The 13,255-nt window shown below is 48.3% G+C and carries 8 protein-coding genes; 3 read left to right on the top strand and 5 right to left on the bottom strand.

All coding sequences use genetic code 11. From position 1 onward, the window contains the following. Positions 1–237: 237 nt before the first annotated feature. The 3 genes from P2G88_RS02130 to P2G88_RS02120 are packed head-to-tail and all read left to right on the top strand — an operon-like array spanning position 238 to position 3,767. On the top strand, positions 238–1,353 hold the full coding sequence (locus P2G88_RS02130) for a DUF5050 domain-containing protein (protein WP_275793985.1): 1,116 nt from the start codon (positions 238–240) through the stop codon (positions 1,351–1,353). 12 nt (positions 1,354–1,365) lie between these two features. Continuing rightward, the gene (locus P2G88_RS02125) at positions 1,366–3,114 is read left to right on the top strand and encodes a hypothetical protein (RefSeq protein WP_275793983.1); all 1,749 of its coding nucleotides are present in this window, start codon (positions 1,366–1,368) and stop codon (positions 3,112–3,114) included. 41 nt (positions 3,115–3,155) lie between these two features. Then, entirely contained in the window at positions 3,156–3,767 is a 612-nt protein-coding gene (locus P2G88_RS02120; RefSeq protein WP_275793982.1) for a cohesin domain-containing protein, read from the top strand. A 62-nt stretch (positions 3,768–3,829) separates the two neighbouring features. Here the strand turns inward: P2G88_RS02120 and P2G88_RS02115 are convergent, their stop codons facing one another. The 5 genes from P2G88_RS02115 to P2G88_RS02095 all read right to left on the bottom strand — a co-directional run bounded on the left by P2G88_RS02115 (position 3,830) and on the right by P2G88_RS02095 (position 13,219). Beyond that, complete coding sequence (locus P2G88_RS02115) at positions 3,830–5,896, bottom strand: TonB-dependent receptor (RefSeq protein WP_275793980.1); 2,067 nt, start codon at positions 5,894–5,896, stop codon at positions 3,830–3,832. Between the two features lie 248 nt (positions 5,897–6,144). Then, positions 6,145–8,589, bottom strand: coding sequence for a tetratricopeptide repeat protein (locus P2G88_RS02110; RefSeq protein ID WP_275793979.1), 2,445 nt, complete (start codon positions 8,587–8,589; stop codon positions 6,145–6,147). A 77-nt stretch (positions 8,590–8,666) separates the two neighbouring features. Next, the gene (locus tag P2G88_RS02105) at positions 8,667–10,346 is read right to left on the bottom strand and encodes a tetratricopeptide repeat-containing sulfotransferase family protein (RefSeq protein ID WP_275793978.1); all 1,680 of its coding nucleotides are present in this window, start codon (positions 10,344–10,346) and stop codon (positions 8,667–8,669) included. Positions 10,347–10,522: 176 nt separating this feature from the next. Continuing rightward, a complete protein-coding gene (locus P2G88_RS02100) occupies positions 10,523–11,668 on the bottom strand; it encodes a PEP-CTERM sorting domain-containing protein (RefSeq protein WP_275793977.1) in 1,146 nt (381 codons plus the stop codon). A 204-nt stretch (positions 11,669–11,872) separates the two neighbouring features. Continuing rightward, the gene (locus P2G88_RS02095; RefSeq protein WP_275793976.1) at positions 11,873–13,219 is read right to left on the bottom strand and encodes an aminotransferase class III-fold pyridoxal phosphate-dependent enzyme; all 1,347 of its coding nucleotides are present in this window, start codon (positions 13,217–13,219) and stop codon (positions 11,873–11,875) included. Between the last annotated feature and the right edge of the window lie 36 nt (positions 13,220–13,255).

Genomic DNA, 13,255 nt, shown 5'->3' with positions numbered 1-13,255 from the left:
TTACAATTTTTTTACATAAAATGCCCACACAAAAAGTAAGCCTATGTTTTTTATGAAATTATCAGATGGGCACAAATGATGCTTACTTTCTAACAACACCTTCTTTAACACCATGATGTACCTTGTGGTCGAGGTAAAGGACAGCACAGCCGGGCGGGACGATCTCTTTATGGAATGAAGAATGCTGTAATCACTGGCTGACCCGACAGTTATCCAACTTAGATGTGTGGGGACTGGATGAAGCTCAAAAATAACTTTTTGATACCACTGGCTGTTTGCTTGGCAATAAGCATCGCCGGCTGTGGTGTTAAGAATGCTTCCCCACTGTCAATAAGCAGTGAAAAATCCTCACAGAGAATCCTGTTTGTATCCAACCAAGACGGTAACCGAGAAATTTACACCGTACTTCTGGATGGCAGCAGTTTAGAACGCTTAACCCATAATACCCGCGATGACTATGAGGCCAGTTGGTCTCCCGATGGTAAGGCCATTCTTTTTACCTCTAATCGTGACAACGGCAATTCTGAAATATATGTGATGAATGCCGATGGCTCCCAGCAAACTAACCTATCTAAATGGAAGGGATTTGATGGACAGCCCGCCTGGTCACCCGATGGACAGCATATTGTTTTTGTCTCCGACCGTTCTGGTCCTATGCAACTTTATTCAATTAATAAAGACGGTCGAAATCTACACCAGTTAACAACGGACGAGATACAAAGTTGCGACAGTCCGGTGTATTCGCCCGATGGCAAGATGCTGGCCTATCGTAAGCTAAATGAGCGCGCTAAAGGTGATCTATGGGTTTTGAACCTGTCGGATATGAGGCACCGCCAGCTCACCAATAATCCAGGCTACGAAGACAGCCCTCCTCGTTGGTCACCAGATGGACAAAGCCTGGTTTACGATTCCAGACGAGAGCGGCAATACAATATCTATCGCTATGATTTACAGACTAATAAGGAGTCTCAGCTTACCCACCTGCATACGTCAGATATTCAACCTGTCTGGTCAAACAGCGGGGAGTATATTTCGTTTTTATCCACCCGTGGGCCCCATGGGCGCACACAACTTTATATCATGAGAGAAGATGGTTCGGACCAAACCAGCATCACTGATGGACTCAGCCAAGTGGACAATCCAACTTGGTTTAGTGATGAGAGCAGGATGTTGCTGGTCAGTTGGCAAGGGAATTGGTATTCCAACGTGTACGTAGTGGATCTTGAAAGCGGCGCACTTCGCATCGTAGTGCCAGCCAAAGGATATCAGAGCCAACCACTACCAGAGCCCGTTTTACTTCCTCTATCCCACATGCAATCTACCAGGCAAGTTGCCTCTAATCGATTGCAATAGGAGGAAAATACGATGATTACCGTCAACCTCAAACAATTAACAGGTGCCATCTCCGCCCTGTTTGTGGTCGGTGCTGCTAACGCTGCGACTACGACCTACACTACCGATGCCGACTTTGATACTGGGACATTAAGTTCCCTGAACCATGATGCGCCTGGCACCAATCAATTGCAGTTAAATGTCTCCGGTGACACCTTTCCTATCCTTTGGGTAGCGAACGCCGGTGAAGATACCATGTCCAGAATTAATACTGACGGAGCAGGAGGGGCTGGCTGCGAGGAGGCCAGGTATCTGACAGCCTTTGGCGATCCCTTTGCTTTGGCCAACCATGGAGCTTTTTCCGGTCCAGCGCCTTCTCGTACGGCGGTGGATACCGATGGCAATGTCTATGTGGCCAACCGAAACTTTTCCGGCGGCCGTCGCCCTGAGCTGCTGAAAATTGCGGTAGAGGGTGGCGTTGATAGAAATGGTAATGGCGTCATCGATACATCAGAAGATACCAATGGCGATTGTATGATTACGCCAGATGAAATGCTGCCGGTGATTGATGACAATGCCAATGGAATTTTGGAGATTGCCGAATTTCGCGATGAGCGGGTTATCTGGGTAAGTACTTTCGCCGATCCGGGAGATTTGGGACGCTCTCTATGTCTTGGTACAGGGGGGACTCTCTGGGCCGGTACCTACTCTGGCCGAGAGTATTTCCAGTTTGACTTAAATGGAGCACTGCTAGCGGGCCCCATTAGCACAAGTGGCGCGACGAACTATGGCTGTGCCGTGGATTCTGACGGTACTCTATGGGGGGCAACCTTGGGTTCGACACTGGTGGAGCTAGATACCAACACCAAGACCTGGACCCAGAATATCAGCGGTCAAAGCAACTACGGTATTGTCCTTGGCAACAGCCGGGTTTACCTCGGTAGCACATTACATGGTTACAATCCTGCCACCGGCACCTTTCAGTTTAGCGTAGCATTTAGTGGTACAGGGGTCGCTGTAGACGGTGATGGCGCAGTCTGGTTTGGGACCCCTACTCTGAGAAAATTTGTCACCTTACCTTCAGGCGACTTGGATACCACGCCGGTATGTAGCGTCGGCACCCTTGGCGCTCGCGGTCCTATTGTGGGTAAAGGCGGCCGTATCTGGACCATCAATACAAACTCGGACAGCGTCTCCCAATACGACAAGGACTGTAACTTTATCTCTACCATTCCTGTAGGGCGCGATCCCTATACCTACAGTGACGCCACTGGCTTTGGCGCACGCAACCAAACCGACCCTACCGGCATCTGGACAGTTGTTAATGATAGCGGTAGTGCCGGTACCGAATGGGATGTTATTAGCTGGAATAATGAACCAGAAGGCTCTGTTCCTGCAGGCGCCAGCATCACCGTCGAAGCCAGGGCGGCTGATACTGTAGGCGGCTTAGGTCTAGTACCATACGGAGCAGTGGCCAATGGTGCAACAGGCCTGGGCTTACTGGGACAGTTTATTCAGATCCGGACGGTGCTTCGTCCTAATGGTAATGACGAGTCGCCTATCTTGTCGGATTTACAGGTCTCCACTGCTGCTGCAGCTAACTGCGACAACAATGCGGATGGTCAGGTCGATATTATCGATATTCGCAACATCCTAGCGAATAGAAATGTCACTGTGCCACCGGGCGACCCAATCTTCGATCTTGACGGCGACGGTGTTATTACCGTGCTCGATTCAAGAATCTGTGTATTGCAATGTGATAACGCGCGCTGCGCTCCATAAACAAGGCTTTCTAAGTCTGTACCATTAAGAAGGAAGAGAGTATGAAGAAGATCTTACGTAACCTGCTGTTCTTAGCCGGCCTTGGTATTCCAGGCGTTGGTTTGGCGACACCTATTATCTCCATCGATCCAACCGTTTCCTTTGGGTCTATTGGTGACACCATCACAGTAGATATTCTCTGGGATGGCTCGGCGGACCCAGAATACTTGGGGGCTTGGGATGTGGATATAGCCTTTGACCCGACAATACTGAGTTTTAGCGGTGCAGTATTTGGTTTTGGCGTCGATTCTCTTGGCTGTTTTCCGGGCATAACATGCGATGCTTTGCTACTAGGCCCAGGACTGCTGGATATATTTGAATTATCACTGGACGATGCCGCCACATTAATGGCTAATCAGGACGTGTTGGGGAATATGTTCCTGTTGGCTTCCATTAGCTTTGATGCCATTGCCAACGGTACTTCATCTCTTGCCTTTATCGGACAATCTCTCGCCTTTGGTGACGAATTGGGCAATAGGATTTTTCCGATTCTAAATGGTGCCAGGGTTTGTATCGGTCCTAACGGTTGTATTGATGTTCCTGAACCTACCGGCATTGCCTTATTTGTCTCCGGTCTGTTGCTATTTGGCTTAAGACGACGTTTGGCAAACTAAACTCCCTAAGCAAAGCCCGGCAATGATGCCGGGCTTTTTACTTAGGTTGTAGCCAGTAATGCTCAAAACACGCCGTCGATACCCACTATCAGATTTCGTCCAGCCTCATTTTGTCCTGAACCATGGATGCGGTAATCCTTATCAAATAAGTTTTCAAGGGTTAGATGTAAACGAAAACTCTCGTTAAAAGCATGGCCGCCGCGAAGGTTTAGAATGCCATATCCTGGCGTGCCTTCCGGTGGAATACGTTGGCTGTCAGACATATCCCGGGAGGAAAGCCGGTCGGCTTTTTCAACACCAATAAGCTCCAGACGACTCCACCAGGCCTTATCTTCAGACTGATAATCCAGTGCCACATGTGCAGTAGTTGGCATCAAACGGCTTGGGTACTCAGAGGTTAACACCTGTTCAGAAGTGGCAAAAGTGTCCACTTTACCCTTGATATAAGCCAGCATAGTACTTAGTGACCAGGTATCATTAAGATGATATCCCGCCCTTAATTCCCAGCCACTAAGGTAGCCATCACCCAGGTTAGCCTTTGAAATTTCATACTCTCCGTCGGCGTTTTGCACTCCGGTGGGAAAGCGCAGAATTTGGTCGCGGATGTCAGTATAAAAACTACTGATATCCAGATAGCCGCTGTCGTTATACCACTTGTACCCCAGGCTTAAATTGTTGTAATGCTCGGCATCCAGGTTGGTGGCGGGAATTTCAAACTCATTACTGCGGGCGCTATCAAAACGGGTGAGATCAGACAAATTAGGGGCTCTGAAACCTTGCGATACACCAGCATAGAGCACAGATTCAGCGTCTACTTTATAGTGCAGCATCAGGTTACCGACAGTCTTACTCCAGCTATCATCAAAACTGAAAGCTTCTCCAGTGTTTGGATCACTTACCTTACCAGCGTCTGCGCGCATATGATTAAAGCGCAGCCCTGCCAGCAAATCTAAGGATTCACTTAGCGGCGTCCGCGCCTGCACGTATATACCATGCCATTGATACTCGGCATCATCGGCAACCGGACCTTGTATGGAATTGCTACTGGAGAAACTATCGACGTTATCGATGTAACTCTCTGCACCGTATACCAGCCGGGTATTCCCCCACAAAGAGCTTAGCTGCGCTTGTACGCCCAAGGTCCCCGTTTCAATGCCCTGACTGTCTTTACGATTACCGCTGCGCTCTCTGTCTCTGCGTTCTTTTTGGTTATGCCAGGACAAGGTGAAATGGGCTTGATCTATTCCCTCCCAGGGACTGTTGCCATCCAAGCGCATATAACCTAAAAGCCGTTCATGGGTGAGGTCTCTGCGTAATTCATTTCCAATGGTGGTACCGGCAAAACTAGTGGAGTAAATTGTCCGGTGAGTTCTGGGTACATCATCCTGACGGGTATAAAAAGCGGCTGTTGTGAGCCGCCATTGCTCACTAATATCACTCACCCATTTACCATCAAGATTGTGTTCACCGTAGCCCGTATTGGGCTGGGCGATGTTATCGCCTCGTTTTAAATCGCCAAAATCCTTTGAGGTCAGACCAAATTGCAGAGCCTGTCCCTGCCCCTCCCGCTGGCCACTAATGCGAAAAATATTTGAATGTTCGGCTGTCGCTCCCCGGAAGTAATACTCGAAGGTATTCTCCACTTCCGATAGATTCGGGTCCAATTGTGTCGTCAATACTTGCACCGTACCGCCAATTGCATCTGCACCATAAAGCGCCGACGCCGGCCCACGCACCAATTCAAGTTCATCAACGGAAAAGGCATCAACAGTATTCCAGTATTGGTTAGGACCCTCCCGAAAAATCGCGTTATTAAGGCGTATCCCATCGATCAGCATTAGCGTGCGAAACCCAGTAAAGCCTCGTATATAAGGTGATCCTTGCCCATAAGAAGTTTTTTGCACCATGACCCCTGCTGAGCTTTCCAGGATCTCCGGCAGGCTACGGTAGCCTTGGGTGCGAATAGACTCTTTCTCTATCTGTTCTACCGAAAAAGGGGTTGCCAGTTCGGCTGCGGGAAGGCGCTCGCTGGTGATATAAATGTGTTCAATGCCATCATCATTTGCCTCTGCGAAGCCAAATCCCAGTGACACAGAAAAAGCGATGGCAGATAGTCTTCTGGGTAGCACAGGTAGTCCTTGCTGTTGCCTTGTCAGTTCATTTATTAAGCAAAGCAAAAATCGCTAAAATTTCAATTAAAAAAACCATATAAAACATAAAGATATTTATATTTTTAAGGGGTTACGCCAGCAGTGTCGACATGTCGCTGGCGCACACTCTGTGCGGTCATATCTCAAAACAAAAACGCCCACTCTTGGTGGGCGTCTATCGGATATGCAGTTCTGAGAAAAACCTCTGCTATGGCACTTTTAGATATTCAATCAATAATAGCGCAGGCGATTTTAGGTCCTGAACTACCATCTTCATCCGGACCATGATGGATCATCAAAGAACGACCTCGAAGCTCAGCAAGGGTTAAGCCAGCTCCCATTACAGATGCGTTAGAGGTTCCATCAGACTTTGTTTCGAGCGGGGGTAAATCCCCTCTGGGTTTCATGTTAGCCATGTGCTTGGCGTGTTCTTCTGACGACATGCTACCCATCATTGCCATATGATCATGTCCGTAGTGCTCGCCAGCCAATAATCCTGCCACACGCTGGCCGTCCTTCATGCCAGCTTCACAACTCGGCTTTTCGTGAAAGTGCATGCCGTTAAATCCTGCTGGTAATCCGTTGAGGTTAGCCTTAACCTCCAATCCATTCTCCACGTCCTTGAGTGTGATGGTGCCGATATTTTCTGCTTTTCCAAAGCCATTGATCTTATGAACTTCAAGCTGCTTCTCTGACACCGGCTCCATTTCTTGCAGCATTGCACGAGCGTACTTTGCTGAATGTGAAGGCAATTGTCCTGCCAAGGCCGCCATCAAATATGACTTTGCAGAGGAAGTTTTAGCCTTCTTCATCTCGGCGACCCCTAGATGCAATAAAACGGCGGGATCATTCGGCATACCTTCCAACGCTTTGCGACAAAGTGGTTCACCTTTTTCAATCTCTCCGGATTGAATTAATACCCAACCTAGTGCGTCTGCTACGGCCGGTACATCAGGTTGAATCTGCACAGCCACCTCTGCCAATTTCTTTGCTTTTTCCAAGTTGTCACCGAGATCAGCACTCGCTATGGCCGCCATGTACATGGCTGGAATGTAAAAGGGTGCCAGCTCAAGGGTCTGTTCAAAAGTGCGAAGTGCCAGCTTCGCTTCTCCACCGGAATACGCGGTAATGCCTTTCTCATAATGAAGACGATAAGACAGCGGATTGGCTGCAATGGCCTGCTCCAAAATAGGCATCACTTCCTGGTGGTCCAACATGGCTCCGCCACCAGAATGGTCATGCTCTCTGTGATCATGAGCTGCCCCAAGCAACGCCAACCAGGCATCCTCATTTGACGGCTGCAGCTTTACCACTTGCTCAAAACTCTGTTTTGCCTTTGCGTTATCTCTTTGGTTGTAGAGCAATACACCGTATTGATATAGAGCGGAAACCGACTGACTATTTTTGTTAAGTTGCGCTTCCAGCTGACTTTTTGCCGCCACCATATCGCCTGCACTAAGCAGTGTTTCTACCAACAGACTTTGCACCGCCTGATCTTCTGGCGATTGCTTTGCCTGCTCATACAAATAAGTTAGCGCTTGATTCCCTTTGCCAGCTTGCACAGCCACCTCAACATAGTTTCTCATGGCCGAAACATCAGCTCTTTTCGCTTTGTTGATATATTCTTCGGCACTCGCCATGGCTTGCTCTGACTGACCCGCTACAACTTGGATCCTGGCAGTTTCCAGCAGACGTTGTTTTTCAAGGGAAGGAACTTCCGACTTAAGCTCATTTAATTGATGCAAACTTTCTTTGTACTTTCCCTGCATCGCCAGAATGCGTGAAGAGCTTATCAGACCTGGAAATGAATTGAGCGCTTCAGTACCTTCAAGTTTTTGAAGCCCTCTCTGAGCAGATACCAATTCGCCAATGGATGTTGCCGCTTCAAGATATCTTGACACGGCCTCAACATTGGCAGGATTTTTCATATCAAGTTTCTGATTCTGCAGCAAAGGCGTAAATAGAACGACAATGCGCTCTGGTTGTCCGAGACGACGGTACAATTCGGCCAATTCCAAATGCAAAATATTAGCCTCTTTGGTGGGTAAGCCATAATATTTAAGCGCCCTTTCCAAATACCATCTTGCTTTTGTTGTTTCCCTGTTTTTTAAAGATAACCAGGCTAAATAACGCATAGCCAATGTGTCTGGTGCCGGTCCCGCTATGGCCTTTTCCAGCTCATTCTTAGCTGATTCATAATCCCCTTGTTGCAATTCCACAACGCCCAACAGAGTTCGAGACGGTGCATAGTCAGGCACCTCTCCCAATATATTTTTGAGGGTTAGTTCAGCTTCAGGATATTGTTGATTCCTGACCATCTGAATGGCTGCAAAATGGTAGGCCAGCAAGTCCTGCGGGTAGCGTTGAATGTAGTTAGCTAATGCCAGTCCCCCGCGCTCATCCCCTTTTCTTAATAAATCGAAGATAAAGTTCAGTGCTTTCTCATCACCAATCCGATGGGCCAATTGGCCTGACATCAACATACTTTTATCAAGCAGATTGACGCTCTTGATAAGTTGATTCTCTAATATGCTTTCAAAAAGCTGAGTTTGGCCAGAAGAGTAAAAAAGTACGCTATTTTCATCGACCTTCTCGGTTATCACCGTTGCGTGGGCTTGCCAACAAAGCGTTAAACCAATCAGAACCAGTTTACATTGCGTTTTAAGTTCCATATGTCTCAGCCTTCCAATTGAAATAACGTTACATCCCAGTTTTGCATCTATTGGCTCTTTTGCTCAAGCCCTAATCTTTATACCGAATAACCCCAGCGTGCCATAACCGGCTTTAGAATCTCAATACAGTCTTCAGGGAGCGATTCAAGATAATTTATGTAGTTACCGACACTTTTAGTGTTGGTCACGTCCTGGACTTGCTCATAAGAAGCGGTTCTGGTTACAAACACGCGAGATCCCTGGTCGACTCCTCTTCGATTAGCTTGCCAATGATTATCAAGGAATTGGGTTACAGGTTGCGCCAGAGTGTCAGATTGGACCATTTCCTCATACCTTAAGATCAATACTGGATTAGGTAGTGTCTCTTGAATGACTTCCCAGAATTCATCAAGTCTGGCCAGATATCGGGCCGTGACCACAATATCCATATGCCAGGCATCCTGATTTGAAAAATTGGCGAAATAGCACGACACCAACACATCGAGTGGGTGCCTGACCATGCGTATAACAGGCGTTTTTGGCGCCAACTGCCCAATCAGTGGTAGCCTGGCAAGGTTAAATAACTGCTTATCCAGAATGGAGCGATCGCTGCAATCAGTGCCCGACGAGGCATAAGCGTCATTCAACAGACTTTCCAGATTCCCTTTCCCTAATTCCTGCCATTGATTAGCATTAAATGTCCACCAAGGGCCCTTGAATCGCTGTCCCAATGACGACTCCAACGTCATCAACGCCTGACTCTCTCCAGCATCCTCACAGTTGTACTGGAGAGTAATCAGCTTTTCCAGCAAGGTGCTGCCCACTCTGGGAAATCCCACCAAAAATAACCATCGACTGACTTCTGATAAAGGGCTGACCTGACCATACCAAGAGGCATCAGAACATTGCTTTTCTATTTCAGAAAGTGACCTTTCGATATCTTCGAAACTCCCCTTAGCAGAGCCTATGCGTTTCTTGCAGGCCTTTGCTTTTTCAGCATTTTGCCAAGCTTCTTTGTAGCGCCCCAAGAGTCGACAATGATGACTGGCCTCATGATATAGCTCGATCTCAAGACCTATCTCTAATGGTTCCTGTTGAAGGCTATTCAATATCGCAAGTGCCGGTTCCGCTTTTCCTGTCCGTCGCAGTAATCTTGACTTAAGAATAAGTGCCGCAGGAAGCTTGCTCTGCTTGGTGAGCACCAAATCAACCAGTTCATTGGCCTTATCCACTTTGTTCTGGAGCTCGAAAATACCGGCTTGTCTAAGCTTGAAATCGGGGTATGCGGAAAAGCGGGAGTCACCGTCTTTTAAAACTTCTAACGCCGTCTCATCTTCACCCAGGTGATGAAGAGCATCTGACAGGGCCAAACTAGTTTCTGCCTTCTCAGGACTACAACGATTCCAGCCTTTAGCAAAAAACAGTTGATGTGCAGGCTCTCCTGCAAAAGCGGCAAGCTTCACACCCATAGCCCAGGCAGCCTCAAAGGATGGTTTCAACTCGACCGCCTTTTTTAAATGACTAATAGCTTTTGAGTGTTGTCCTTGCTGTCCGACAATATTCGCATACTGAAGATGCGCAGCCGGCTCTGACAAGCCATGGCTAAAGGCTTGCTCCATCGTCCCTTGCGCCCCATTTATATCCCCCTGGTTAAATCGGCACATGGCAAAGAGATAGAGCGCTTTGGGATGATAAGGCAATTGCTTGAGAACAACCTGACAAATAGTCCACACCACTTGGAGGTTGCGCTGTTGAAAAGCCTGTACTGCCGTTTGCAAGGCTTGTCCGATTGTCACCTTCTTGGCAATACCTGACCAAGGCTTGGAACTTATTTTAAGCTCACAACAACGTGAGGGAGGAAGTGAATTACCACAAGAACATAACATCAATAACTGGCTCAGTGGACACCAAAAAACAAACGGCAGGGTACCTGCCGTTTGCTGTGTGCTACAAGTTACTTTGCTTTCTTTTTACGACGTACACCGGCCAACGCTAACAACCCTGTTGCGGCCAGGAATAAACTGGCAGGAGCAGGGACCTGACCGTTGGGCGCTCTGGACAGATTGATGGTAATACTACCTTGATCTGTCAACGAACCGTCAGAGGCAGTAAAGGTCGCTTTGTACTGACCTACGCCAAACCCAGAGCTATCCCAGCTGAAATCCAGCGTCCCCGTATTAAACAAGGCATTGCCAGGCATCACACCGCCGACACCAACAAAGTTGTCGAAGCTTACCGTTACCGGATCACCGTTAGGGTCGGATACTACCAAGGTGTGGTTAATGGTGTCGCCTACCAAGGCATTAATCACAACATCGGTAATACTGGGAGCCTGGTTAGAGCCAACGTCCACAGCATCAAATAGCCACACAAATTCGACATTGCTGCCATCTGTAGCTGAAATCTTGCCGCTAAAGGCCTGATCGGCGCCAGGGTTGAAAACATTGTCAGAGTAGGTAGCGGTCGAAGCTCCGGAAATGGAAATCTGACCGCTTGCATCAATACTATAGCCCGTCGCCTGTGAACCCATGCCGGTAGCCAAGAAAGTATCATCGTAGGTTAGACCAACGCCCAAAGCGTCCAAGTTGTCTGAATAAGCGGAACCTCGCACCACTTCCTGCTGAACACTTTCCAGATCGAAAATGATAGGCGCATTGGCGGTGCTGCCATCCCAAAAAATAGTGGAGGTAGTGCCATAACCACCGCCGGCATTGGGAACCCCGGATACCCAACTACTAGAAGACCAGCTCATGGTGTACAGACCTGCACCAGGTAACTGCTGGGTAAAGACTTGATTGATCTCGGCACGGCGACTATCCGACAGATCCTGACTAATAGAGTCAAAAGAAATGGAAGTTGCCAGGCCTGGACCACTGATGGATAGTGTGCTGATGCCGCTATGGGGAAAGGTGCCCGCTGGGGTTCCGGCTGCCTGACGCCAAAAACTCTTGGCATCAACAGTTAACGTACCATTGGCATCGACTTGCGGTACTACCGCAGCACCGCGAAAATGAGAGGCTTGTGCGGCTGTTCCATAAAGAGCCGATGCAACACAAGCGCCTACTAAGAGACTGGTGATATTTTGCTTTGTTGTCTTCATTTATACGTTCCTTTTAAGCGAAGTATTTTGATACACCGCACAACAACTCAAATACGCAGCATTTCAATACAGACTCTCAATATGCATATTTCAAACCAATAATATATACCTATGTTTCACAAAGAGTTTTATCGATTTTTTTCGATCGAAGTTATCAATTTGTTAAAAATGCTGACGCATTCTATTCGCGGTACTCAGGTGAGCCTATTGGTGCTTTTGAATGCCTAAAGCGTAATCTCCTATGGCCTGAGCAACGATTGAAAATATATTTTTAATGTCCTCAGGCTCACAAATAAACGGTGGGGCAAAGCTCAGATTATTACCACCAAAGCGCACATATACGCCCTTCTGCCAGCACAGCGCGCTGATTTCACTGGCAGTTTGCAGCGGATGTCCAGGATTGGCTTTTACCTGAATAGCGCCGGCTAAGCCGATATTGCGGATATCCTCCACCAGCGGTAAATCTTTGAGGCCATGGATTGCCTCTTCGAAGACCGGTACCAAACTTTGTACTTTTGCAAGAGTTGCGGGATTGGACAACTGCTCAAGGCTGGACAGCGCCGCAGCGCAAGCTAGCGGGTGGGCTGAATAGGTATAGCCATGAGGAAACTCAATCATAAAATCATCCCCTGGCTGTTGCATCAGAGTCTGATAGATTTCAGTGGATGCCGCCACTGCGCCCATGGGCACAATACCGTTGGTCAGGGCTTTGGCACAGGTCAGCATGTCCGGCTGTACATCAAAAAACTGGGCGCCAAACATAGTACCCAAGCGCCCAAAGCCGGTGATCACTTCGTCAAAAATCAGCAGAATATCGTGCTTATCGCAAAGCGCCCGTAGCCGTTTCAGATAGCCTTGTGAAGGAATAATAACGCCACCGGAGCCGGCCATGGGCTCTACGATAACCGCAGCTATATTACTGGCATCCTGCACTTCAATAATTTGCTCCAGAGCATCGGCAAGATGATCACCATGCTCGGGTACGCCCTTACTAAAGCGATTTTCTGCCAGCAAGGTGTGAGGCAGATGATAGGCATCCAGGGTCTGCCCATAGATCTTACGATTAGGGCCAATGCCGCCTACCGCAATGCCACCGAAGTTAACCCCATGATAGCCCTTACTGCGTCCCACAAACTTGGTTTTTTCCGGCCTACCTTTTGCTCTCCAGTACGCCCGCGCTAATTTAAGGGCGGTATCGGCGGCCTCTGAGCCGGAGTTACAGAAAAGAATATGATCCAGGTCCCCTGGCATCATCGACGCCAGCTTCTGCGCAACCTCAAAGGCAAGAGGGTGACTGACGTTAAAGGCTGGTGCATAGTCCAGAGTATTGACCTGCTCACTGATAGCCTTTGCAATACCTGGATTAGCATGCCCTAAAGGGCTGCACCAGAGACTGGAGAGGCTGTCGTAAAGCTTATGACCATCCGGGGTTTCGAAGAAAATCCCTTCGGCGCGACTGACCAGCTTAGGTGACTGATGAAAACGCCGGTTGCTGGTAAACGCCAACCAATGATGACGCATGGATTCGATACTGGGATGGGTTGTGGACATATTGGGCCTCTTGCGCTTTTTTCTTGAATCTAAGGG

It is taken from the genome of Aliiglaciecola sp. CAU 1673 (genome assembly GCF_029223185.1).
Classification (GTDB): Bacteria; Pseudomonadota; Gammaproteobacteria; order Enterobacterales; family Alteromonadaceae; genus Bowmanella.
The sequence above is the reverse complement of the archived record's forward strand: the minus strand, read 5'-3'. Positions and strand labels throughout refer to the sequence as shown.